19 protein-coding genes and 1 pseudogene are annotated in these 24589 nt (G+C 70.5%); 14 read left to right on the forward strand and 6 right to left on the reverse strand.

Going from position 1 to position 24589, the window contains the following annotated elements:
• Positions 1-282 precede the first annotated feature (282 nt).
• Positions 283-975: pseudogene (locus RHM57_RS04040) on the reverse strand (phosphotransferase); the annotation flags it as partial.
• 92 nt (positions 976-1067) lie between these two features.
• On the opposite strand from RHM57_RS04040, the gene nudC reads away from it, so the two are divergent.
• The 7 genes from nudC to RHM57_RS04075 all read left to right on the forward strand — a co-directional run bounded on the left by nudC (position 1068) and on the right by RHM57_RS04075 (position 11981).
• Positions 1068-2090: an NAD(+) diphosphatase gene (gene nudC, locus RHM57_RS04045; RefSeq protein WP_134559129.1), complete on the forward strand. Its 1023-nt coding sequence runs from the start codon at positions 1068-1070 to the stop codon at positions 2088-2090.
• A complete protein-coding gene (locus RHM57_RS04050; RefSeq protein WP_134449559.1) occupies positions 2081-3796 on the forward strand; it encodes an ATP-dependent helicase in 1716 nt (571 codons plus the stop codon). The genes nudC and RHM57_RS04050 overlap by 10 nt, the downstream gene beginning before the upstream one ends.
• Positions 3797-4729: 933 nt before the next feature.
• Positions 4730-6217, forward strand: coding sequence for an SDR family oxidoreductase (locus tag RHM57_RS04055; protein ID WP_134449560.1), 1488 nt, complete (start codon positions 4730-4732; stop codon positions 6215-6217).
• A gap of 9 nt (positions 6218-6226) precedes the next feature.
• Positions 6227-8110 carry a DUF2207 domain-containing protein gene (locus tag RHM57_RS04060; protein ID WP_322136172.1) on the forward strand — a complete coding sequence of 628 codons (1884 nt, stop codon included), beginning with the start codon at positions 6227-6229 and terminating at the stop codon, positions 8108-8110.
• Entirely contained in the window at positions 8110-8439 is a 330-nt protein-coding gene (locus RHM57_RS04065; RefSeq protein WP_241975349.1) for a DUF6804 family protein, read from the forward strand. Before RHM57_RS04060 ends, RHM57_RS04065 begins: the two co-directional genes overlap by 1 nt.
• A gap of 226 nt (positions 8440-8665) precedes the next feature.
• The gene (locus tag RHM57_RS04070) at positions 8666-10846 is read left to right on the forward strand and encodes a DEAD/DEAH box helicase (RefSeq protein ID WP_134449561.1); all 2181 of its coding nucleotides are present in this window, start codon (positions 8666-8668) and stop codon (positions 10844-10846) included.
• A gap of 106 nt (positions 10847-10952) precedes the next feature.
• Positions 10953-11981: a 6-phosphofructokinase gene (locus RHM57_RS04075; protein WP_134449562.1), complete on the forward strand. Its 1029-nt coding sequence runs from the start codon at positions 10953-10955 to the stop codon at positions 11979-11981.
• A gap of 141 nt (positions 11982-12122) precedes the next feature.
• Here the strand turns inward: RHM57_RS04075 and RHM57_RS04080 are convergent, their stop codons facing one another.
• A complete protein-coding gene (locus RHM57_RS04080) occupies positions 12123-12377 on the reverse strand; it encodes a mycoredoxin (protein WP_134449563.1) in 255 nt (84 codons plus the stop codon).
• 38 nt (positions 12378-12415) lie between these two features.
• Here RHM57_RS04080 and RHM57_RS04085 point away from each other — a divergent pair, with 38 nt between their 5' ends.
• The 3 genes from RHM57_RS04085 to RHM57_RS04095 all read left to right on the forward strand — a co-directional run bounded on the left by RHM57_RS04085 (position 12416) and on the right by RHM57_RS04095 (position 14608).
• Complete coding sequence (locus RHM57_RS04085) at positions 12416-12889, forward strand: 8-oxo-dGTP diphosphatase (protein ID WP_134449564.1); 474 nt, start codon at positions 12416-12418, stop codon at positions 12887-12889.
• 199 nt (positions 12890-13088) lie between these two features.
• Positions 13089-14279: an inorganic phosphate transporter gene (locus RHM57_RS04090; RefSeq protein WP_134449565.1), complete on the forward strand. Its 1191-nt coding sequence runs from the start codon at positions 13089-13091 to the stop codon at positions 14277-14279.
• Entirely contained in the window at positions 14276-14608 is a 333-nt protein-coding gene (locus RHM57_RS04095) for a peptidase (RefSeq protein WP_134449566.1), read from the forward strand. Before RHM57_RS04090 ends, RHM57_RS04095 begins: the two co-directional genes overlap by 4 nt.
• A gap of 181 nt (positions 14609-14789) precedes the next feature.
• On the opposite strand, the gene RHM57_RS04100 is transcribed toward RHM57_RS04095, so the two are convergent.
• Positions 14790-16067, reverse strand: coding sequence for a uracil-xanthine permease family protein (locus RHM57_RS04100; RefSeq protein ID WP_134449567.1), 1278 nt, complete (start codon positions 16065-16067; stop codon positions 14790-14792).
• Between the two features lie 58 nt (positions 16068-16125).
• Here RHM57_RS04100 and RHM57_RS04105 point away from each other — a divergent pair, with 58 nt between their 5' ends.
• The 4 genes from RHM57_RS04105 (at position 16126) to RHM57_RS04120 (ending at position 20779) form a co-directional block, all read left to right on the forward strand.
• On the forward strand, positions 16126-17748 hold the full coding sequence (locus RHM57_RS04105; protein ID WP_134449568.1) for a carboxylesterase/lipase family protein: 1623 nt from the start codon (positions 16126-16128) through the stop codon (positions 17746-17748).
• A gap of 137 nt (positions 17749-17885) precedes the next feature.
• A complete protein-coding gene (locus RHM57_RS04110; RefSeq protein WP_370294594.1) occupies positions 17886-19316 on the forward strand; it encodes an NCS2 family permease in 1431 nt (476 codons plus the stop codon).
• Between the two features lie 113 nt (positions 19317-19429).
• On the forward strand, positions 19430-19777 hold the full coding sequence (locus RHM57_RS04115) for a hypothetical protein (RefSeq protein ID WP_241975350.1): 348 nt from the start codon (positions 19430-19432) through the stop codon (positions 19775-19777).
• A gap of 72 nt (positions 19778-19849) precedes the next feature.
• Positions 19850-20779 (forward strand): alpha/beta hydrolase, encoded by a 930-nt coding sequence (locus RHM57_RS04120; protein WP_322136171.1) that lies wholly within the window; start codon positions 19850-19852, stop codon positions 20777-20779.
• A gap of 106 nt (positions 20780-20885) precedes the next feature.
• Here RHM57_RS04120 and RHM57_RS04125 read toward each other — a convergent pair whose 3' ends face one another.
• The 3 genes from RHM57_RS04125 to RHM57_RS04135 all read right to left on the reverse strand — a co-directional run bounded on the left by RHM57_RS04125 (position 20886) and on the right by RHM57_RS04135 (position 24485).
• Positions 20886-21629 (reverse strand): glycosyltransferase family A protein, encoded by a 744-nt coding sequence (locus tag RHM57_RS04125; RefSeq protein ID WP_322136170.1) that lies wholly within the window; start codon positions 21627-21629, stop codon positions 20886-20888.
• Between the two features lie 79 nt (positions 21630-21708).
• Positions 21709-22584, reverse strand: a complete 876-nt coding sequence (locus tag RHM57_RS04130) for a fumarylacetoacetate hydrolase family protein (protein ID WP_134449571.1) — start codon at positions 22582-22584, stop codon at positions 21709-21711.
• Between the two features lie 29 nt (positions 22585-22613).
• Entirely contained in the window at positions 22614-24485 is a 1872-nt protein-coding gene (locus RHM57_RS04135; protein WP_322136169.1) for an AlkA N-terminal domain-containing protein, read from the reverse strand.
• Positions 24486-24589 lie beyond the last annotated feature (104 nt).

Raw genomic sequence — 24589 nt, forward strand, 5'->3', positions numbered from 1 at the left:
GACCTCGGACACGTTCAGGATCGGGCCGGTCTTCGGGGACAGCGGGTGCGAGGTCGCGTGGTGCACGTTCTCGACGAGCCCGTCGAGCATCGCGACGGCGTCATCGACGATTCCCTGGTTGCGGGTGTCGGTGCCGTGCAGCAGCCAGCGTGCGAGCTCGAGCTCTGCGTAGAGCATCGCCCGCTGCGTGATGCGCGGGTCGTTGCCCTGGCGCACGCCGCCGTAGGATGCGATCGCCGCTTCGCCGGCGGCTCCCCGGGAGGCGAGCAACCAGTTCAGGTCCCTGGCCGGGTCGCCGACGCTCAGCGCCGCCCAGCCGAGCACGGCCGTCACGGAATCCTCGCCGATCAGGAAGGACTCCGCGGACAGTGAACCGTGGATGACGCAGGGCAGGAACTGCCAGAGCGCGTCGTCGTCGGTCGCGAGCTCCCAGCGGCGGAGCAGGGCCGCAGGCAGGTACCCGGTCGCCTCGGTGCGGCCGATCAGGTCGATCACCTCGGTGCGGCAGTCCTGGGCGCTGCGTTGCGTGAGCCCGGCATCGCTCACCACCGCGGTCGGCAGGCCGTGTATGGCCGCGATGGCCCGGCCGATCGACCCGGAGACCCCGGCGTGTCCGGTGAGGGCGTCCGCGTCGAAGGTGTCGCCGGGCAGGAACTCGTAGACGACGGCGCGCGTCCCGCTGAGCGGGGCCTGCCCGACGAACTGCGGAACGTCGAACGGCAGGCGGCTGCGATTGCCGACGGTCAGGGCGCGGAGCGCGACGAGGTCCGCGGACTGCTCGGTCTCCGCGGCCTGGGAAAGCGGCACCCGGATGATCAGGGAGCGTCCGTCGCGGTCCAGCAGGACAGCGGAATCGTATGCTCCGGGCGCGCCGGAGGAGCGCCCGCTGGAGCCATGGCTGCGGGCCTGGACGACGTCGAGACCGGGCACGGCTGAAGTGGCGAGCGCGGCTAGAGTGAGATGGGATCTGGCCATGCCTACTAGGTTAGGTCGACTTCCCCTCGGTGTGGTCGTTCGCCACGCCTCCACATAACTTCGGCAGTCACGCCAGAGTCCGAAGGGTCTTCATGCCGTTCACGTTCACCTCCCAACTGCCACTGTCGCGCCACGCCGTCGACAGGGACCACCTCACCCGGGCCATACCCGGACTCTTCGACGAGCTCCGGGCGGATGCCTCCACGCGCGTCCTCCCGCTCTGGCGCGGGTCCACCCTCCTGGCGGGAACGCCGGGTGCGGCCCCCGCAGGCACCCACGAGCTCGCCGCAACCGATACCGGAAGCCGCCGGCCCCGGCTGCGCCTGTTCCCGCCCGCCCTCGTCGCGCAGACCCCGATCGAGCTCTACCTCGGCAGGTCCCTCGCCGACGAGGGCGCGGAACCCGCGGGCACCCGCCTGGTCGCCGTTATCCTCGACGACGGCGCGGCCGCGACCCTCGAACCGGACGAGTCCCTCTGGGTGCCGCTCCGCACTGTCGCGAGCGCCCTCTCCGACCGCGACGCCGGCCTCTTCACCGAAGCGCTCGCGCTCGCGAACTGGCACGCCTCGCACGCGCACTGCCCGCGCTGCGGCGCCGCAACCGAGGTCGAGGGCGGCGGCTGGAGCCGCCGGTGCCCCGTGGACGGCAGCCAGGTGTTCCCCCGAACGGACCCCGCCGTGATCGTGCTGATCACCGATGCCGACGAGCGCATCCTGCTCGGGTCGAACGCCCTGTGGGAGAACAACCGCTATTCCCTGCTCGCGGGCTTCGTCGAACCGGGGGAGTCCCTCGAGGCGGCCGTCATCCGCGAGATGTTCGAGGAGTCCGGCCTCCGCGTCACCGACCCGGTCTACCTCGGCTCCCAGCCGTGGCCGTTCCCCGCCTCGATCATGTTCGGCTTCACCGCGCGCCTCGCCGACGGCCAGCAGCCGGACGGTGTCCTGCCTGACGGTGACGAGATCCTCGACCTGCGCTGGTTCAGCCGCTCCGAACTGGCCGCGGCCGGCGACAGCATCATCCTGCCCGGCCGCTCCTCGATCGCACGCGCGATCATCGAGCAGTGGTACGGCGGACCGATCGACTTCGGCCCCGACCTGGTCGCCGGATGGCGCTGACCCCCGAGACGCTTCTGGCCGGCCTCGACGACCAGCAGCGCATCGCCGCGGAGGCCCTCGTCGGGCCGGTGTGCATGCTCGCGGGCGCAGGCACCGGCAAGACCCGCGCGATCACCCACCGGATCGCCTACGGGGTGATGACCGGCGCGTACGCCCCGAACCGGGTGATGGCGCTCACCTTCACCTCGCGGGCCGCCGCGGAACTCCGGGGCCGGCTGCGCCAACTCGGCGCCGGCGGCGTCGCGGCACGCACCTTCCACGCCGCAGCGCTCTCCCAGCTCAACTACTTCTGGCCGCACGTCGTCGGCGGCCAGGCGCCGCGCATCCTCGACGGAAAGGGCCGGTTGCTCGGCCACGCCGCCGAACAGCTCAAACTCCGGCTCGACACCGCGACCCTGCGCGACCTCGCCGCCGAGGTCGAGTGGCGCAAGACCACCGGGCTCAGCATCGAGGACTACGCCGCCGGCATCGCCAGGCGCAGCCTGCCCGGCCGGCTCGACGCCGACCAGGTCGTGGCGATGCACGAACGCTACGAGCGGCTGAAGGATGAGCGCAAGCAGATCGACTTCGAGGATGTCCTGCTCGCGATGGCCGGGATGATCGAGTCCGAACCCTCCGTCGCCCTGCAGGTGCGCGAGCAGTACCGGTTCTTCGTCGTCGACGAGTATCAGGACGTGTCGCCGTTGCAGCACGACCTGCTCGCCCTCTGGGTCGGGCCACGCAGGGACCTGTGCGTGGTCGGCGACGCCAGCCAGACCATCTATTCCTTCGCGGGCGCCCGCAGCGACTACCTTCTCGACTTCCCCAAGCGCTGGGAGGATGCGACGGTCGTGCGCCTCGAACAGAACTACCGGTCGACGGGGGCGATCGTCACGACCGCGAACCAGCTGATGCGCGGCCGCACCGGGGCGCTCACCCTGCGCGCGCACTCGGCGGAGCCGGGGGTCGAACCGAGCGTGCACGAGTACGCGAACGACCTCGCGGAGGCACGCGGGGTCGCCCAGCAGATCCTCGAACTGATCGAATCCGGCATCCGGCCGGAAGACATCGCCGTGCTCTACCGGGTCAACGTGCAGGCCGCGGCGCTCGAGACCGCGCTCGGCGACCTGTCCATCAGCTACCAGATCCGTGGATCGAAGCGGTTCTTCGACCTCACCGAGGTCAAGCAGGCCGTGATGCAGCTGCGAGCGGCATCCGTTTCGATCGTGGGCGAGCCGCTGTTCAAGTCGGCCAGCGACGTGCTGCGCTCGCTCGGCTGGAGCCAGACAGCGCCGGAGGCCGCCGGTGCGGTGCGGGACCGCTGGGAATCGCTCAACGCCATCATGGGGCTCGTCGACCAGGCCGCGCCCGGAACGACGTTCCGCCAGTTCACCGACGAACTGATGGAGCGGCAGGCAGGCCAGCACGAACCGACCGTCTCGGCGGTGACCCTCGCGACGCTGCACTCGGCCAAGGGCCTCGAATGGGACGCCGTCTTCGTGGTGGGGCTGTCAGAGGGGCTCGTCCCGATCAGCTACGCGGGTACCTTCGAGCAGATCGACGAGGAACGCCGGCTGCTCTACGTCGGCATCACCAGGGCACGCCGGCGACTCGCCCTGAGCTGGTCCGCGTCCGGGCACCAGCAACGGGCACCGAGGGAACGATCGCGGTTCCTGACAGAGCTCGGCATGCGCAACGCTCGTGCGGCCGGTGGACGCGGCGCGTGATCCTTCCGCTCGCGGCGTCGATCGACAGGGAGACGCCCGCGAGCGCCGAGTGACCGGACAGCACCCGATCCTGCACGATCCCCGCAACCCGGACAGCGACCTCGAGGCCACGACGCGCTGACTCCGTCGGCGCAGGCCGGTGGGCCAGCTGGCTCGCCATCGCGGGCCAGGCCGGGTCGGCGTCGACCCTGGCCTGCTCGAGGCAGAACAGGCACGGGCCCAGCCCCGGCTCCACGAGCGGGCCGATCCGCACCTTCCGGTCTCCGAACACGACCGGCAGGTGCGGCACGTCGCGGTTCAGCCAGCGCCGGTAGCGTGCCGGCTCGATCGCGAACCGGCCGATGATCACCGCGAGGTCCGTGTCCGCGGGGGCGGCGGCATCCGCGCCGGTGCGGCTCGCGGTGCTGAAACGGATGCCGGTGCCGTAGCCGGAATCGTCGGCGACCCGTGCGCTTCCGCCGACACCGTCGTCGAGTTCGTGGGTGTCGAGCCCGAGGTCGTCGAGGAAGGAACGGAGCCGCGCGGCCGTCGTGCCGCGCCCGTCGACGGACACCCAGTGCCGGAGCGCCGGCGTCGAGGACTCCGGCCCGAGGTCGTCGAGCAGGACCGGGCGGAGCGCGGCGAGGAGGGCGGAGACGGATTCTGCAGTCGCCCCGCCCGTGCGGCCGAGCATGACGGCGCCGCTGCGGGGCACCCCGGACCGGAGCGCGTCGATGACGCGTTCGAGGCCGGGGCCGGGCACGCGGAGGCGGAGCGCCGGGTGGTCGACGCCGAGCTGGATGGTGTCCGGCGAGCGCCAGACGAGCGGATACCGGGGGTCGAGTCGAAGAGTCATGCGCCGATCCTGCCGGATTCGCATCGAGCGCGAGCGATTCATCCACAGGCCCGGCAGGCTCCCAGCCTCAGCGCCGGCATTCGCCCTAGGCTCTGACCATGACTGCCAGACGAGCACTCGTGACCGGGGCGACCGGCTACATCGGCGGGCGGCTGGTTCCGCTCCTCCTCGACGCCGGATTCGAGGTGACCGTGCTCGTGCGCTCGCCGCAGAAGCTCACCGACGTCCCCTGGCGGGACCGGGTGGACATCCGGGTCGGCGACCTCGCAGACGCCGACGCCGTGGACGCGGCGTGCGCCGGGATCGACGTCGTCTACTACCTCGTGCACGCGATGGGCAGTTCGGGCGACTTCGAGCAGGCCGAGGCGCGGGCCGCCCGCACGGTGGCGTCGGCAGCTGCGGCGGCCGGCGTCTCGCGGATCGTCTACCTCGGCGGGCTGCACCCGGACACCGAGACCCTCTCCCGGCACCTGCGTTCCCGGGCCGAGGTCGGACGGATCCTGCTGGCCTCCGGCGTGCCGACAGCCGCCCTGCAGGCCGGCGTCGTGATCGGGAGCGGCTCGACGTCCTTCGAGATGATCCGGCACCTGACCGACGTGCTGCCGTACATGCCCGCACCGAAGTGGGTGCGGAACAAGATCCAGCCGATCGCCGTGCGCGACGTGCTCTACTACCTCGTCGCCGCGGCGGACCTGCCCGACTCCGTCAACCGAACCTTCGATATCGGCGGTCCCGACGTGCTCCGCTACGGGCAGATGATGAACGGCTACGCCCTCGAGGCGGGACTTCGCCAGCGCCCGATCGCCTCATTGCCGGTGCTGACCCCGTGGCTCGCCTCGCAGTGGGTCAACCTCGTCACCCCGATCCCGCGCAACCTCGCCGTGCCGATCATCGCCTCCCTGCAGAACGACTGCGTGATGGGCGAACACGACATCGACGGGTACATCCCCGTCCCCGACGGCGGTCTCACCGGGTACCGCACGGCCGTGCGGCTCGCGCTCGGGCGGATGCGCGACGGCGACGTCGAGACCAGCTGGCGGAACGCCTCGATCGAGGGGGCGAGCAGCAACCCGCTGCCGAGCGACCCGGAGTGGGCGGGGCACCTCGTCTACACCGACGTTCGTACGAAGCACACCCCCGCGGCGCCCGCCGAACTGTGGCGCATCATCGAGGGCATCGGCGGCGACAACGGCTGGTACTCATTCCCTCTCGCCTGGGCCGTGCGCGGCTGGGCGGACAAGCTCGTCGGCGGCGTCGGGCTCCGCCGTGGCCGGCGCGACGCGGAACGGCTGCACACCGGCGACGTGCTCGACTTCTGGCGGGTGGAGAGCCTCGAGCGCGGGCGTTTCCTCCGGCTCCGTGCCGAGATGCGGGTTCCCGGGCTGGCCTGGCTCGAGATGACCGCCGAACCGGCCGCGGACGGTGGCTCCGTCTACCGGCAGCGTGCCGTGTTCTTCCCACGCGGCCTCGGTGGCCGGCTCTACTGGTTCTCGATCCTGCCGTTCCACGGGATCATCTTCAGCGGGATGGCCAACCGCATCACGGCCACGGCCGAAGCGACGTCTGCGCCCCAGCCCGCTCGCTAGAGTGGGGGCATGCGCCGATTGGCTCGATCCCTGTTCGTCACCATCCTGGGCGCGTTCGCCCTCCTCACCCTGTCGGTGCCCGCGGCGGCCGTCGCGGCCGCGCCCCTGGGGCAGCCCGCCGGCTCCGTGCCCGGCGGCGTCGACGACTTCAGCTTCGATTCGATGCACTCCGACTTCGTGCTCAGCCGGTCAGCGGACGGGCACTCCGCGTTGACGACGACGGAGACCATCGTCGCCCGGTTCCCGGACTTCGATCAGAACCACGGCATCCGTCGGTCGATCCCGAGCCACTACGACGGGCATCCGACCGGGATCGACCTTGTGAGCGTCACCGACGAGAACGGTGCCCCGCGGCCGAGCGACACGAGCGAGAGCGACGCCGGCGACTTCTTCATCGTGACGAGCGCAGCCGACGGCTACGTGCACGGCGCGCAGACCTATGTGATCACATACACGCAGCGTGACGTGACCCTCGTTCCGACGGATGCGCAGGATGAGGAGTTCTACTGGGAGGTCAACGGAACCGGCTGGGCCCAGCCCTTCGGCTCCGTCTCCGCGACGCTCACGGTCGACCCTGAGCTCACCGGCCGGCTGACCGGCCAGGCCAGGTGCCTCCAGGGATCGACGAATTCCTCGGCCGACTGCTCCGAGATCAGCACGGATTCGAGTGCGGCGGCGACGACCGGAACCCGGATCAGCGCGAGCAGCGGCAGCCTTGCCGCCCATGAGGGACTCACCCTGGTCGTCGGCTTCACCCCGGGTACCTTCGTGCCGAGGGACAACTCGTTCTTCGCGAGCCCGATCCCCGCCGTCGGCCTCGCCGGTGCCGTGCTCGCGCTCGTCTGCGCCGCCCTCGCGATCGCCCTGCGGGCGACCCGCTGGCGCAATGCGCCCGGCCGGCCCACGATCATCGCCGAATACCTGCCGCCGAAGGGTGTCAACCTGCTCCAGGCCGGCGAGGTGACCCGCACGTCCACGAAGGCCATCACCGCCCAGTTCCTGCAGTTCGCCGTGCGCGGCAACGTGCGGGTGCTCGAAGGCTCAGGGTCCAAGCACTACCTGCTCGAGCTGCGGGACACCCGGGGCGTCGACGCGACGGAGCTCTCCATGCTCGGCCACCTCTTTCCCGGGCTGAAACCGGGCACCCAGCGCGACCTCAAGAAGAAGAGCACCAGCCTCACCACCGCGCTTCAGGGCGAACTGCGGGCGACCCGCCGGGCGGCGATCCCCGCCGGTTTCCGTGAGAAGAAGGGCGGGTCCCTGCGTTCCGCGCTGCTCGGCCTCTCCGTTGTCGGCGGCCTCGTCGCCGTTCTCGGCGGCGTCGTCGGTCTCGCGCTCGAGATCGGCGGGGCGTGGCCGTTCCTGGTCCTCCTCGCCGGGCTGATCGGCGCCATCACGACCGTGTCACTCGCGTCGAGCATCCGCCCGCTCACCGCAGCAGGGGCGGAACTGCGCGATTACCTCGAAGGAGTCAGGTTGTACATCGGAGTCGCCGAGACCGACAGGTTGCGGGTGCTGCAGAGCCCCCAGGGCGCCCTGCGCTCGCCGTACCGCCCGGAGCCGGGGAGCCCGGAAATGATGGTCGACCCCGGGCAGCCGTTGCAGGTCCTCAAGCTCTACGAGCGCCTGTTGCCGTTCGCCGTGCTGTTCGGGCAGGAGAAGGACTGGTCGGCCGTGCTCGGTGAGTACTACGCGCAGAGCCGGTCCCAGCCGGACTGGTACTACGGCACCGGTGCGTTCAACGCCGGGTTCTTCGCGGCGAGCCTGAGCGGCTTCGCGAGCTCGACGACGTCGGCGTGGTCGGGCACCGCGTCCAGCTCCTCGAGTTCCGGGTTCGGCGGCGGCGGGTCCGTCGGCGGCGGAGGCGGCGGCGGCGGGGGAGGGGGCGTCTGATGGGCACCCCGGTCGCACCCACCTTTTCCCGGGCAGCTCTCGCGCCCGGCCTGCTCGGCGCCATCGCCCTGCTTGCCGGTCTCGCCCTGATCGACGCCGACAGTTTCATCATCATCCGGTACACCGTCAGCATCCTCGCCCTCATCCTCTGCGTCTTTGCCGTGCAGGGGAAGGCCTGGTGGTGGCTCATCGGCCTCGCCCCCATCGCCGTGCTGTGGAACCCGATCTTCGTGATCGGGTTGAACGGGCAAGGCTGGGTGGCCGCACAGTATGTCGCGGCGCTGCTCTTCATCGTGGTCGGGGTGCGCGTCAAGGTCCCCGTGCACTGAGCGTCGTGCGGGGTGTGTCATCGGGCGGATGCGCGGGCGTAGACTACAGGTGCGTCGAAACCCGGTCGTCGTCTCGACCTCCCCGGTGTAGTACCGAAGCGGTCTGCAGCACAATCGTTTCGTTGGCTCGGCCCGGTTCTTTCGATTGATCGCTCTGGTGTCCACGGATGCCGCACGACGTCGCGCGTGGATCACGCTGCCACAGCCGCTGTGAAGTTGGAGAAGAATGGCATACACCCGCCACCAGGCCCCAGGCTCGAACAACCATGCCCCGGCCGGAGGCCGCGCCAGGCAGCGCGCACGCTCGAGGGACGACGACGCCCCGATCATCCCGATCCTCGCCCGCAAGGTGCGCGAGGTCGAAGCCAAGGCCCAGTCGGGCACCAAGCTCGGGCCGACGAACCGCACGAAATACCAGGTCATCGCGCTCCTGATGCGCGAGGAACGCGCCAGGGTCAAGGGCGACCGCGAACTGACCGACGCGAACAGGGCAGAGCTGCTCAAACGCCTCGACGGCATCGCGCAGATCCTCGCGAAGACCGCGGCCCGCGACACGAGCCTGATCACCCTCCTCGAACCCGACGCCGGAGTGTCGACCGTCGCACAGCGCTTCCGCCGCGACTGGCTCCTCGAATCCGGGGCGGACCTGAGCCCGGACGAACTGATCATCACCCGCGAGCCCGAGGTCAAGCCCGATGAGCCGGAGAACCAGGTCGTCCCGCAGTCCGTGCGGGCGCGCCAGCTCGCGAACCCCTTCCTCGCCCCCGATTTCAGCGCCGTCCAGGCCGCTCCCGTCATCTCCGGGCGCCGCCTCGCCAACTGGGAACTGATCGGCCCGCTCTTCAAGTCCTTCGAATACGGCTCAGGCGGCCAGGCCGCGAGCATGGACCTGCCGGAGGCGCCCGTCATCGACCGGCTTTCCCCGCCCGGCATGGAACTCATGCGGCACCAGTCCCGCTTCATCGAGAGCGCACGGCTCGGCCATCGCAGTTACCTGCTCGCCGATGAGCCTGGTCTCGGCAAGACCGCGCAGAGCCTGCTCGCGGCATCCGTCGCCGGCGCGTACCCGCTGCTCGCCATCGTGCCCAACGTCGTCAAGATGAACTGGGTGCGCGAGGTCGAGATGTGGACGCCGCAGCGCCGGGCGACCGTCATCCACGGCGACGGCGACACCCTCGACGCCTTCGCCGACGTCGTCATCGTGAACTACGACGTGCTCGACCGGCACAGGGCCTGGCTCGGCACCCTCGGCTTCAAGGGCATGGTCGTCGATGAGGCGCACTTCATCAAGAACCTGCAGTCGCAGCGCTCCCGCCACGTACTCGCCCTCGCCGAGCAGATCCGCCGCCGCACCCCCGGCGGCAACCCGCTGCTGATGGCCCTGACCGGCACCCCCCTGATCAACGACGTCGACGACTTCCGCGCCATCTGGCAGTTCCTCGGCTGGATAGACGGCGACAAGCCGACTGCGAAGCTGATGGCCCGGCTCGAGGCCACCGGCCTCACCCCGGCGGATGCCGGTTTCTACTCCGAAGCCAGGGCCGCGGTCATCGACATGGGTATCGTGCGCCGCCGCAAGGTCGACGTCGCGACGGACCTGCCCGCCAAGCGCATCGCCGACCTGCCGGTCGAGCTCGACGACGACCTCGGGCGCTCGATCCGCCAGGCCGAACGGGAACTCGCAGCCCGCCTCGTCACTCGGTACCACGGCCTCGTGTCCGCGCGCCATCCCGGCCGCACGGCGCCCAGCCTCGACGGAGCCCAGCGGGCCGCGTTCATCCGCGCGGTCGCCCACGCCGAGCTCGAGGAGTCCAAGGGCCAGACCACGGGCGAGAACGTGTTCACCATGGTGCGCAAGATCGGCCAGGCCAAGGCCGGGCTCGCCGCAGACTACGCCGTGCAGCTCGCGCACTCGGTCGGCAAGGTCGTGTTCTTCGCCAAGCACATCGACGTCATGGACACCGCTGAGCAGATCTTCGCCAAGCGCGGCATGCGCTCCGTCTCCCTCAGGGGCGACCAGACCGCGCTCGCCCGCCAGGCCGCGATCGACTCGTTCAACAACGACCCGGGTGTCGCCGTCGTCGTCTGCTCGCTCAGCGCCGCCGGCGTCGGGGTCAACCTGCAGGCGGCCTCGAACGTCGTGCTCGCCGAGCTCAGCTGGACGGCCGCGGAGCAGACCCAGGCCATCGACCGGGTGCACCGCATCGGCCAGTCGGAACCGGTCACCGCGTGGCGGATCATCGCCGCGCACACGATCGACGCGCGCATCGCCGAACTGATCGGCAGCAAGCAGGGTCTCGCGGCCCGCGCGCTCGACGGGGTCGAGGGCGAGGCCTCGTCCGAGGACTCGATCCAGGCCAGCGCCCTCGTGTTCCTGCTCACCCAGGCACTCGACGGGGAGCTGTAGCCCGCACTCCCCGGCGCGGATTTGAGTCTGGCCCCGATTCGGGACCATCATTAGGGGTTGGTGCAGGCGCCGACATGAGTACTTGAGCATGAAGGAGCAGTCACAGATGAAAATTGGTATCCTCACGAGCGGTGGAGACTGCCCCGGGTTGAACGCGGTTATTCGCGGTTCCGTCCTTAAAGGTGTCCGCGTTCTCGATGATGAATTCATCGGAATCCGCAACGGCTGGCGCGGGCTGGTGCAGGGGGAGTTCATGACCCTCGATCGCCACAGTGTGCGTGGATTATCCCGTCAGGGCGGCACCATTCTGGGCAGCTCGCGCACGAACCCGTTCGAGGGCGAGAACGGCGGACCCGTTAACATCCAGAAGATGATGGATGCCGAGGGCATCGACGCCATTATCGCGATCGGTGGCGAGGGCACGCTGACCGCAGCCCGCCGCCTCACCGACGCAGGCATCCGCATCGTCGGCGTGCCGAAGACCATCGACAACGACCTCGAGGCCACCGACTACTCGTTCGGCTTCAACACCGCCGTCGAGATCGCGACCGAGGCCATCGACCGCCTCCGCACCACCGCAGAGTCGCACGGCCGCTGCATGATCGTCGAGGTCATGGGCCGCCACGTCGGCTGGATCGCCCTGCACTCCGGCATGGCCGGCGGAGCACACGCCATCCTCATCCCCGAGCAGAGCCAGACCATCGAGCAGATCTGCGAGTGGGTCCTCAGCGTCCGCGACCGCGGCCGCGCGCCGGTCCTCGTCGTCTCTGAGGGCTTCAAGCTCGCCGGCATGGAGGAAGCACTCTCCACCAAGGGCCTCGACGCGTTCAACCGTCCCCGCCTCGGCGGCATCAGCGAAATGATCGCCCCGATGGTCGAAGAGCGCACCGGCATCGAAACCCGCGCGACCGTCCTCGGCCACACCCAGCGCGGCGGCTCCCCGTCGGCATACGACCGCGTGCTCGCCACCCGCCTGGGCATGGCCGCCGTCGACGCGATCCACGCCGGCCAGTGGGGCTCCATGGTCTCGCTCAAGGGCACCGACATCGAGATCGTCAGCATCGCCGACGCCACGATCGGCCTGAAGACCGTCCCGCAGGCACGCTACGACGAGGCCGCCGTCCTCTTCGGCTAGAGCCGGCAGCATCACCCGATCGCATCCCTGAGGGGTCGCAGATCGACCTTCGCAGCACACGGGAAGGTCGAATTGCGACCCCTCAGCGTGTTACAAGGTCGATTTACGACCCCTCAGCTGGTGGAACCGGGGAGGAGAGGGTCAGGCGAGTTTGGCCTGGACCTGCGCGAGCGAGGGGTTGGTCGCGCTCGACCCGTCCGGGAACAGGACCGTCGGCACGGTGCGGTTTCCACCGTTCAGGCTCATCACGAGCTCACTCGTGCCGTCGACTTCTTCGACGTTGACCTCGGTGTAGCCGACGCCGGCCTTGTCCAGCTGGGACTTCAGCCGGGAGCAATAGCCGCACCAGTTGGTCGTGAACATGGTGATGGTGCCCGATTCGGGAACGAAATTCATAGGCGCAGCCTAACAAACCCCGCCGTTAAGCTGGGTCCATGACCCTGCCCCAGGTGTGCGTGTGCTACCTCACCCGCGAATCGCCCGCCGGAGGCACCCAGGTGCTCCTCGGCCGGAAGAAGAAGGGCCTCGGCCTCGGCAACATCGTCGGCCTCGGCGGCAAGCTCGAACCCGGTGAAACCGCGGTGGATGCCGCGGTGCGCGAAATCGAGGAGGAGTCCGGACTCTCCGTCGCGGCATCCGCTCTCACCGCCCTCGGGGTGCTGACCTACCTGTTCCCGCACCGGGAGGCATGGAGCCAGGAATCGTCCGTCTTCGTGTGCAGCGACTGGAGCGGCACTCCCCGGGAATCGGACGAACTCAACCCGGTCTGGTTCGACGTCGCAGCGCTGCCCCTCGACGAGATGTGGGACGATGCCAGGCACTGGCTGCCTGGCGTGCTCGCTGGCGTGCCCGTGCGCCGCACGTTCACCTTCGGCGCGGACCTGGCGACGGTGGTCGCGAGCAGCTGAGCGGGCAGCCGGGCAGCCGGGCGGGCGGCTGGGCGGGCAGGGGCCGCCGGTGAACGGCGTCTGAACGCGAGCAGTATTCCCGCTGAATTGACCTGACCTCCCGGGAGTGTCAGGATCGTTAGGTCGCTTGTCCGTCCGGCGTCCGGGAAGCAGCGCGGATTCGGCTGCACCCTGTTGCAGCCGAACAAGAAAGCCTCCGGTGGATCTCACCCTGATCGTCGCGCTCGTCATTGCGCTGTCCCTCGTCTTCGACTTCACCAACGGCTTCCACGACACCGCGAACGCGATGGCGACGCCCATCGCGACCGGGGCGATGCGGCCCAAGGTCGCCGTCGGCCTCGCAGCCGTGCTCAACCTCGTCGGCGCATTCCTCTCCACCGAGGTCGCGAAGACCGTGTCGGGGGGCATCATCCGCGAGGGCAACGGCGGGGTGCAGATCACGCCGCAGATCATCTTCGCCGGGCTCATCGGCGCGATCGTCTGGAACCTGATCACCTGGCTCCGCGGCCTGCCGTCGAGCTCGAGCCACGCCCTCTTCGGCGGCCTGATCGGCGCGGCCATCATCGGCATCGGCGTCCAGTCGGTCGACTTCACCGTCGTCTTCGCGAAGGTGATCCTGCCTGCCCTGATCGCACCGGTCACGGTCGGTGTCGTCGCGCTCGTCGCGACCAGGCTCGCCTACTTCATCACGCGTCGTGACGCAGGCAAAGCGGACGGCCGGGGCGGCTTCCGGTACGCGCAGATCTTCTCGTCCTCCCTCGTCGCCCTCGCCCACGGCACCAATGACGCGCAGAAGACGATGGGCGTGATCACGCTGACCCTCATCGCCGGCGGATTCCAGGCGGTCGGCAGCGGCCCGCAGTGGTGGGTCATCTGCACGTGCGCGCTCGCCATCGCGATCGGCACGTACACCGGCGGCTGGCGGATCATCCTCACGATGGGCAGGGGACTCACCGACGTCAAGCCCGCCCAGGGCTTCGCCGCGGAGACGAGCACGGCCGCGACGATCCTCGCCTCGAGCCACCTCGGCTTCGCGCTCTCGACCACCCAGGTCGCCTCCGGCTCCGTCATCGGTTCCGGCCTCGGCCGCCGCGGGGCGACCGTGCGCTGGGGTATGGCCGGCCAGATCGCGCTCGGCTGGCTGCTGACCCTGCCCGCCTCCGCGGTCATGGGCGCGTTCGCCGCAGGCTTCACCCTGCTCGGGCCGATCGGGCTCGTCATCGACCTGGTCCTCGGCTCGGTCATCGTCGCCCTGCTGTTCCGGCAGTCGCGGCGCACCCGCATCACCCACGACAACCTCCACGACATCGACGACGCCGCCCTCGTCGTGAAGATCAAGAAGACGCCCAGGCGAATCGCGCGCCGCGACCGGAAGAAGGTATCGCTGTGATCGACTGGGGCGCATTCTTCGTCGTCGCCGGGGCTTCGCTCCTCTCGTCGACCCTCGTCGTGAGCCTGTACTCCCTCGGACTCCGGCTGCTGACGAGTGCCGGCCGCGCGCTCGTGGTGGATCCGGCGTCCTTCACCGGCGCGATCACGGTGCTCACGCCCAAGCGGGCGGCCAAAGAGGCCAAGCGGCGGCGCAAATCGGCGACCGCGAACCCGCTGACCGTGTTCCAGAAGCGCCTCGCGCTCGTCGGAGCCTATGCCTGCTTCTCGGTCAGCGTCGCGGCCGTGCTGTACGGCGTCTACCTGATCGTGCCCGCGCTGCACCGCTGACCGGATGTCGCACGCACGGTCCGCGTGACCGGTCGCGCGTGCTCGGAGCGGCTCCCCGGTCGGGGCTCAGGCTCGGTTATGTCGGAGAATTTCGCGACCCGCGGCATCCGCTGCCCGGGGATGCGGCGTGTCGCGAAAAACTCCGACGTTGCGTCGAACGACGGTGTCGCGGGTCAGCGGGTCAGCGGTCGGTGCGGCGGAGCCGGCCGATCACGGTCATGGTGTGGTAGATCACGATCGCGGCGACCGTGCCGAGCGCGATGCCGTTGAAGCTCAGCGAACCGGCGGTGAAGGTGTAGTCGGCGATGCCGATGATGAGCGCGGTCGCGGCCGTGAACTGGTTGACCGGGCGGCTGAAGTCGACCTTGTTGTCGAGCCAGATCTTGACGCCGATGATGCCGATCAGGCCGTAGAGGGCGGTCGTGACGCCGCCGAGCACCCCGGCGGGGATGGTGTTGATGACCGCGCCGATCTTGGGGGAGAGGCCGAGCAGCACGGCGACGAGCCCGGCGACCCAGTACGCGGCGGTCGAGTAGATCCGGGTCGCGGCCATCACGCCGATGTTCTCGCCGTAGGTCGTCGTGCCCGATCCGCCGCTGAACCCGGCGAGCATCGTCGCGAGCCCGTCGGCCATCAGGGCGCGCCCGGTGAACCGGTTCACCTTCGCATCCGTCATCTGGGCGACGCCGCGGATGTGGCCGACGTTCTCGGCGACGAGCACGAGCACGACCGGCAGGAACGCGGGAAGCACCCCGAGCACGGCGGCGTTCTCGAAGGGGTTCGTCGGCAGCGTGAACGGCGGCAGCCCGATCCAGGCGGCGTCGTTGACCTTCGAGAAATCGACCTGGCCGGAGAGGACGGCGGCGAGGTAGCCGACCGCGACACCGATCACGATCGAGAGGCGACCGAGGATGCCGCGGAACAGCACGGTCGAGAGGATGACCGCGGCCAGGGTGATCACGGCGGTCAGGGGTGCGAGGGCGAAGTTGGCCTTCGCGACCGGGGCGAGGTTGAAGCCGATCAGGGCGACGATCGCGCCGGACACGACGGGCGGCATCAGCGCGTCGATCCAGCCGGTGCCGGTGACCTGCACGACGACGCCGATGATCGCGAGCAGCGCGCCGACGGCGAGGATGCCGAACAGGGCGCTGCCCATGCCCGCCGTCGTGACGGCCGCGGTGATCGGGGCGATGAAGGCGAACGAGCTGCCGAGGTAGCTCGGCAGCTTGTTCTTCGTGATGATCAGGAAGAGCAGCGTTCCGACGCCGGAGAAGAAGAGGGTGGTGCTCGGCGGGAAGCCGGTGAGCAGCGGAACGAGGAAGGTCGCACCGAACATCGCGACGACGTGCTGGGCGCCGATCCCGATCGTGAGCGGCCAGTTCAGGCGCTCACCCGGCCCGACCACGTCCCCGACCCCGACCGTTTTTCCGTCGCCGTGCAGGGTCCAGGGCAGTGCCATTGTCGCTCGTTTCGTAGTGGGACGTATTCCGATCGTAGTGAAGAATTAGGATCGGACAGTGACCCGAACCGTTCAGCCTGCCCACGACGACTCGCTTGACGCGGCACTGACGGTGCGGATCGGGACCGGCCTGGTGCGCGGGATCCGGGTGCGGGGCGTACGCGCCTGGCGGGGCATCCCCTATGCCGCTGCGCCCGTCGGACCGCTGCGGTTCCGGGCCCCGCAGCCGCCGGCGGCCTGGCCGGGCGTGCGCGACGCGACCGACTGGGGACCCGTCTCCCCGCAGAGCCACAAGGGACAGTTCAACGGGGCGCGCCCGGACATCCCGCAGGACGAGGACTGCCTCAATCTCAACGTGATCGCCCCTGACGCGCCCGTCGACCCGGGCGCACTCCGCCCGGTGATGGTGTTCATCCACGGCGGCGCGTACAGCGTCGGGTCCTCCCGCGAGGTGCCCACCCAGGGCGAAGGCCTCGTCCGGCGCGGCGGCATCCTCTACGTGAGCCTGAACTACCGGCTCGGCGCTCTCGGCTACCTCGACTTCAGCAGCTACTCGACGCCGGAACGCCCGTTCGAGAGCAATCTCGGGCTGCGGGACCAGGCCGCCGCCCTCGCCTGGGTGCGGGACAACATCCGCTTCTTCGGCGGCGACCCCGATGCCGTGACGCTCTTCGGCGAGTCGGCAGGGGGCAATGCCGTGACGACCCTGATGACCGTCCCGAGCGCCCACGGGCTCTTCCAGCGCGCGATCGCGCAGAGCGCACCGCCGAACGCGGTGTATCCGCCGGCGCTCACGGCGGAGTGGGCGCGCGACTTCGTGAGCATCCTCGCGGCACGCGCGACAGCGGACGGCATCGCACGCGTACCGGAGCACGCCGGCCAGGACGCGCTGGCGGACGCGCGCCCGGACGCACTCGGCCAATCCCGTGCGCTGCTGCTCGACGCGTCTCCGGCCCGGCTCGCCGCCGCGACGATGGAGCTCACCGTTCGGGCGCCCGACCAGTACCCCGGCACGATTCCGCTGTCGCCCGTCATTGACGGCGACTTCCTGCCCGAACGCCCGCTCGACGCGTTCCGGGACGGTCGCGCGGCCCGGATCCCGCTGATCATCGGCACCAACGCCCGCGAGGGTTCCCTCTTCAGTGGACGGATCGATATCCTCGCTTCGACGCCCAAGCGCATCCGTGCGATCTTCGCCAACACCAAGAAGAAGGCGAGGAAGGCGCTGAAAGCCCAGTACCCCGGCATCCCGGCGCTGCGCCCCGCCCTCGACTTCGGCGGCGACTTCTCGTTCTGGTACCCGAGCCTCAAGGTCGGCGAGCGCCATTCCCGCTACGCCCCCGTGCACTTCTACCGTTTCGACTTCGCTCCGCGACTCGTGCGGAGGATGGGACTCGACGCGACCCACGGCCTCGAACTGTTCCCGCTCTTCGACCGGCTGGACGGCTGGTTCGGCCGGGGCATGACGATCATCGGCGGCCGCCGTGAGTTCAAGGCGATCGGGGCGCGCATGCAGGGCTGGTGGCTCGGCTTCGCGACAACGGGCGAACCGGATGCCGCGTGGCCGCTCTACGACGAGACGCGCCGGCTGACCCTCATCATCGACGCGGCCGACCGGGTCGAGTCCGATCCGCTGGCCGAGCGGCGGCTGGCGTGGGGAGCCTTCGTCCCGCACGTCTGAGGTGGGAGGCGGTGGCGCATACCCGGGACCGCATCTCAACGCGCGTAAGCTGGAAGCTGAGAATCAGCCGCGACGGCAGCCTGGAGAACCCCATTCCTGTTACACAGACCGACACGCCCGCACCACTCCGCACCAGTGTGAAGGGGCGTATCGACCGCTACTTCGAGATCACGACCCGCGGCTCGAGCTGGGGCCGTGAAGTCCGCGGCGGCCTCGTCACCTTCGTGACCATGGCGTACATCGTCATCCTCAACCCCCTCATCCTCGGCGGTTTCAGCGCAGACCAGGCCTCGGTCGACGTCGTCGGCGGCTGGCTCCCGAACGCCCAGGTCGCCGCGGTCACCGCGCTCACCGCGGGCGTCATGACGATCCTCTTCGGCGTGATCGCCCGGCTGCCGTTCGGCTTCGCCGCCGGCCTCGGCATCAACTCCTACCTCGCCGTGAGCGTCGTCGGCCAGGTCACCTGGCCGGAGGCGATGGGGCTCGTGCTCATCAACGGACTCATCATCGTGCTCCTGGCCTCGACCGGGCTCCGCGAAATGATCTTCAACGCCGTTCCGCACCAGCTCAAGATCGCCATCACCGTCGGCATCGGCCTGTTCATCGCGTTCATCGGCCTCGTCGACTCCGGATTCGTCCGCTCGAGCGGGACCGCGAGCCCGCCCGTGCAGCTCGGCGACAACGGGTCGATCGTGACCCTGCCGACCACCGTGTTCGTGATCGGCCTGCTCCTGATCGGCGTGCTCGTCGCGCGCAAGGTCAAGGCCGCCATCCTGATCGGGATCGTCGCGACCACGGTCATCGCCGTGATCCTCGAGGCGATCTTCAAGGTCGGGCCGTCGCTCGGCACCAACGCGTACGGCTGGAACCTCAACGCCCCCGTGCTCCCGACGACCGCGGTCTCCCTGCCTGACCTGAGCCTGCTCGGCCACGTCAGCTTCGGCGCCTTCGACCGCATCGGCGTGCTCGCGGCGCTCATGCTCGTCTTCACCCTCGTGTTCACGAACTTCTTCGACGCAATGGGCACCATGACCGGCCTCGCGACCGAGGCAGGCCTCGCGGACAAGAAGGGCAACTTCCCCCGGCTGAAGTCGGCACTGATCGTCGAGGGTGTCGGCGCGGTGCTCGGCGGCGCGACGTCGGGCTCCTCCAACACCGTGTTCGTCGAATCGGGTGCCGGGATCGGCGAGGGAGCCCGCACCGGGTTCGCGAACATCATCACCGGGCTGTTGTTCCTCGCCGCGATGTTCTTCACCCCGCTCACGCAGATCGTGCCCCTCGAGGTCGCCGCCGCGGCGCTCGTGATCGTCGGCGCGATGATGGTCTCGCAGATCCGCTTCATCGACTTCAGCGAGTTCTCGATCGTCTTCCCGGTGTTCCTCACGATCATCGTGATGCCGCTGACCTACTCGATCGCCAACGGGATCGGCGCCGGCTTCATCAGCTGGGTCGTCGTGCGCTCGTTCTCCGGCAAGGCGCGCGAGATCAGCCCGCTGCTCTGGATCGTCGCGGTCGGCTTCCTGGTCTTCTTCGTGCGTGGCCCGATCGAAACCCTGATCGGCGGCTGACCCCCGACCGGTCCGGGGCTGATCCGGGGGATAGCCCCATGGTCGGCGAAAGGCCGGCTTCGTACTCTGGAAGAGAGCCGTGAACCGCGGCCGTATTCCAAGGAGAGTCCAGAATGTCCACCCTGCATCCCGACCAGACGACACCGCCCGCCGCGTACCCGGCCCCGCCGGCGTACGCGTACGCGCCGGCCGCGCCGGAACGACCAGCGAGCCCGCTCGCGCTGACGAGCCTCGTGCTCGGGCTCGTCTCGATCCTCGCCGGCTGGACCTTCGTGGCCCCGATCGCCGGCCTCGTGACCGGCGTGCTCGCCCTCGGCCGTGAACCGTACGCCCGCACCATGGCCCTCTGGGGCATCGTGCTCAACGCCGTGATGCTCGCCGGCGTGTTCCTGCTGTTGGTGCTCGGGCTCATCTTCGGGCTCGCGTTCCTGCCGTTCCTGCCCTTCGCCCTCGCCCTCTGAGCGCAGCCCGCGCTCTGAAACGGATGCCGGTCGCGGGCTTCGGGGACGACGGGGTCGCGCTACTGTGTCAGCGTGTCCATCCGGGAGAGACGCCGCGGGGTGCACCGGCCGGCCGGCGTCATCGAAAGCGATGCGCGCGACGATCCGGCAGCGGCGCTCGACCTGTCGCTCCCTGACCGGGACTGGACCGGCCTGCCGCCGGGGGCCAGGGCCTTCCGGTTCGAGGCGCCGAGCGGTTCCCTCGCGGCGCTCGCCTGGGGCGAGCCGGGGCATCCGCGGGTGGTGCTCGTGCCGGGTGCGACCGGTTCGAAGGAGGACTTCGTGCTGCTCGCCCCGCTCCTCGCCGGAGCCGGCTACTTCGTGGAGAGCTACGACCTCGCGGGGCAGTACGGGTCGGCCGGCGCGGGGCCTGGAGCGGGGCAGGGATATGACTACCGACTGTTCACCGCCGACCTCGTGGCCGTCCTCGACGCCGGGGCGACGCCCGCACACGTGCTCGGGTACTCCTTCGCCGGGATCGTCGCGGAGATCGCGCTCGCCACGCATCCGGAGCTGTTCGCGAGCCTCGTGCTCCTCGGCGCCCCGCCCCTGGCCGGCCAGGCCTTCCGCGGCGTGCGCTGGATCGGGCCGCTCAGCTGGCTGCTGCCCGCGCACACGATCGCGAGCCTGATGGTCTGGGGGCTCGTCACCAACCGCAACCATGCGCCACCCGGCCGGCTCCACCTCGTGCGGCTGCGTTTCGAGGACACGATCCGCCGGAGCGTCGACGAGATCATGGAGCTGATGAAGAACGCTCCCGACCTGCGGGCGGACCTCGCGCGGAGCCGGGTTCCGTTGCTTGTCGCCGTCGGCGAGCGGGACCTCTGGCCGCTCGAGCTGCACCGGGCGTTCGCCGGGCGGATCGGCGCCCAACTCCGCGTGTATCGCACCGGCCACAGTCCCTGCGAGACGACGCCGCACCAGCTCGCCCGCGACCTGCTCGCCCTCTACGCCCGCTCCTGAATCCCACCGGGCTCCTCGGATCGAGCGCGGGGCATCCGCCGGTGCGCGAGTGGCGCACCACAGGCGCAGCGGCGGAACTCCCGCGCCCGGCGCAGATGCACAGCGCTCAGGCTCGGATGCGGCGCGCCCAGGCCCGGCGGGCCAGCCGCAGCCGCCAGGGCGACCCGTCCGGCCAGTGCAGGGCAAGGGTGCGGCACGCCCAGTCCAGTCGCCTGGCCACGCCGCGCCAGGTGTCGAAGGGCCGGGCGGAGATCCCGACCCTGAGCGTGGCGTCGAACCGCACGGACACCGAGGGCGGCAGGTGCAGGCTCAGGTCGAGGTCGTCGTGCACGTCGTTCCGCTCCCGGTGCACGAGAGTGCGCACCTCGGCCCAGACCGTGCGCCGCATCACGAAGTTCGATCCGAAGATCGGCGGCTGCGCGAGCCACAGCCCGATCAGCCGGAAGTACCCGCCGAGGTACACGAACCGCCCGAGCGCGGCCACGAGCCGCGGGCAGTCGTAGAAATCACCCGGCCCCGTGACGACGTCGACGAGGGGCTCGAGCGTGAGGATCCGCTCGACGCGCTCGATCCAGTCCGGCGGTGGCACGGAGTCGGCGTCGAGCCGCGCGATCAGGTCGCCGGACGCCGCGTCATAGCCGGCGGCGGCGGCCGGCCAGATCCCCTGCACCGGTTCGACCACGAGAACGGCGCCGGCCGCGCGGGCGACGCGCGCCGAGGCATCCGTTGAGGCGTTGTCGACGACGATGATCTCGTCGGCCTGCCGGGTCTGGTCCCCGAGTGCGGCGAGGACCGCCTCGAGGAAGACCGCGTCGTTGTAGCAGGGGATCACGACCGAGACGCAGGTCACGGTGCCCCCTCTCGCCGCGCCGATTCGGGTCGGGTACGGACTCGCCGCACATGCTACTCCCGGCCCGCCCGAGGGGGCGTCAGAGGGTGCGGCAGTGCGTGGTCAGGAAGCCGATCTTGTCCACGGTGATCGTCACGGTCGAGCCGTCGTGCAGGAAGACCGGGGGAGTGCGGCTGTAGCCCGCGCCGCCGGGGCTGCCCGTGGAGATGAGCGTGCCGGGCAGCAGCGTCGAGGTCTGCGAGAGGTAGGACACGAGCTCTGCGACCGACCGCATCATGTCGCCGGTCGAGGCATCCTGCAGGATGCGCCCGTCGACGTGGGTGGTCAGCGTGAGGTCCTGCGGATCGGCGATCTCGTCGCGGGTCACCACGACCGGGCCGGTCGGGGTGAAGCCGTCGAAGGACTTGCACCGCGACCACTGCGCCTCGGAGAACTGCAGGTTGCGGGCCGTGATGTCGTTGACGACCGTGTAGCCGAACACATAGTCGAGGGCGTCACGCACCGACACGTTGCGGGCCGGGCGCCCGATGATGACGCCGAGCTCCGCCTCGTAGTCGACCTGGGTGGCGACCTCCGGGGCCCACGAGATCGTCGACTCGTGGCCGGTGAGGGAATTCGGCCAGAGTGAGAACACGATCGCGCCGGTCTCCGTCCGCAGCTTGAGCTCGTCGGAGTGCGCGGCGTAGTTGGCGCCGATCGCGATGATCTGCGGCGGCCGCAGCACCGCGGATGAGTAGCGCAGCTCCTCGAGCGGAGTGAGCGTCGCTCCGTGGGCGACCGCGTTCTCGCTGAGGGCGCGCACCCGGTCGTACTCGCCGCTGCCTCGTTCGATCAGGTCCTGCAGGTCGCGCGGGGCGTCCTCGAGGATCTCGTCGAGGAAAAGCGCGGATTCCGCGAACACCGCTGCCAGGCGGGGCGTGGACTGGCCATCAACTCTGAGGTGCGCAAACTTCACCTGCCTAGAGTAGCCGTCAATCGGGAGAGCTACGCCGCAGCCGGCCCGGGGAGCGCGGCGGCCCGCCAGAGGTGCATTCCGGCGTAGCTGCGCCAGGGCGCCCAGCCGGCGCCGTGGGCCGCGAGGGCGCGCGGGTCGCCGGGGAGGCCGAGCCGGGCTGCGCCCTGGCGGAGGGCCAGGTCGCTCGTCAGGAGGATGTCCGGGCTCCCGAGCACGCGCATGGCCACATAGCCTGCGGTCCACGGTCCGATCCCGGGCAGCGCGGTCAACGTCGCGGTCAGGGACTCCCGGGAATCCGCCGTCGACAGGGTGAGCTCTCCGGTCGCGAGCGCTTCTGCGACGCCGAGGATCGCAGCGATCCTCCTCGCCGGTCCGCGCAGCACGCTGTGCCCGTCGGCCGCGATGCGTTCGGCCGTCGGGAACAGCCGGTCCAGGCGCGGCGCAGGCTCGTCGCCGGTTGCGGGCGCGGACGGCTGCGCGGGCGCCTGCCCCGGCAGAGTCGCCTGCCCCGGCACGGAAAGCGGCAGGGGCGCTCCGAGCTCCGCGCACAGCCGCGCAAGCGCGGTGCGGGCGGACGCGACGGAGACCTGCTGCCCGAACAACGCCCGGAACAGGGTCTCCTCCGGATCCATGCTGCCGGGCAGGCGGATGCCAGGGACCGCGCGCACGGCCCCGGCCAGGAGCGGGTCGACGGAGAGCGCGTGGTCGATCGCCTGCGCGTCGGCGTCGAGGTCGAGCAGCCGCCGCACCCGGCTCACGAGCGGGGCGAGGTCGTCGAGGCTGTCGAGCCGCGCCGCGCAGGCCAGCTGGGGCGCGTCCTCGGTTCCGGCGAGGCTCAGCTCGACCGTCGCGGCCCCGTGCGGCAGGCGCAGCGTGCGCGCATAGGTACCTGGGCCGGCCACCTCGACCCCCGGGATGGCCCGGGCGCCGAGAAACGCCAGCACACCGGCACCGTCGAACGGAGCCCGCGCGGGCAGCAGCAGGCGGATGCCGGTGCCCGGCCCTGCGGGGATGCCGGGGTCCGCGGCGGCGCGGCCGGCGGCATCCGCCCGGTCGGTCACGAGGAACGGGGACCGCCCGGATGCGGTCGGTCCGGTCGCGTGCCCGTGCCCGGGCGCGGACCCGGCCGCAGCAACCAGTGGACCGGGGGACCGCGGGGCCTGGCCGTGCGCGGTGGCGGTCGCCTCGGCCGCGGTCGCCGCCCGGGCTGCGGCCCGGGGTGCGCCGGCGGTGTTGCCCGCACGCGGCGCGCGGGCAGAGCGGCGCAGCTCCCCGGGGGTGCGCTCGTAGACCGCGGCGATCGTGTCGTTGAACTGGCGAACGCTGCCGAATCCCGCGGCGAAGGCGACCTCGCTGATCGGGAGGGCGGTGCCGAGCAGGAGCAGGCGCGCGGTCTGGGCGCGGTGCGCCCTGGCGAGGGCGAGAGGACCGGCGCCGAGCTCGGCGACGAGTACCCGGGTGAGGTGGCGCGGGGTGTAGCCGAGGCGGCGGGCGAGGCCGGGTACGCCGTCGCGTTCGACGGTGCCGTCGTCGATCAGGCGCATCGCGCGCGCCGCGAGGTCGTCCCTGGTGTTCCAGTCAGGGGAGCCGGGCACCGCGTCGGGCAGGCAGCGCTTGCAGGCGCGCAAGCCGGCCTCGTGCGCCGCTGCGCTCGTCAGGTAGAAGGAGACGTTGCCTGGCCGGGGGGTCGCCGCCGGGCAGCTCGGCCGGCAGTAGATCCCGGTCGAGTGCACGCCCGTGATGAACTGGCCGTCGAACCGCGCGTCGCGGGAGCTCATCGCTCGGTACCGTTCGGCGAAGACCGGGTCGGCGAGGCGGTCGTCGCCGCGCTCTGCGACGCCGGAGCGGCCGGTCGTTCCGGATCGGCCGGGCGTGCGTCTCGTGGCGTCGGAAGGGTTCACCCCTCCAGCCTGCCATTCCCGACCCGACGTCGGTAGCGGAATTCGGACATCGCGCGCCCGCCCGACGGCCTCCCACGAACCCGGCACAAGCCCCGCGCGGGACC

This window comes from Cryobacterium sp. 10S3, assembly GCF_034344045.1.
In the GTDB taxonomy this organism is placed as follows: Bacteria; Actinomycetota; Actinomycetes; order Actinomycetales; family Microbacteriaceae; genus Cryobacterium; species Cryobacterium glucosi.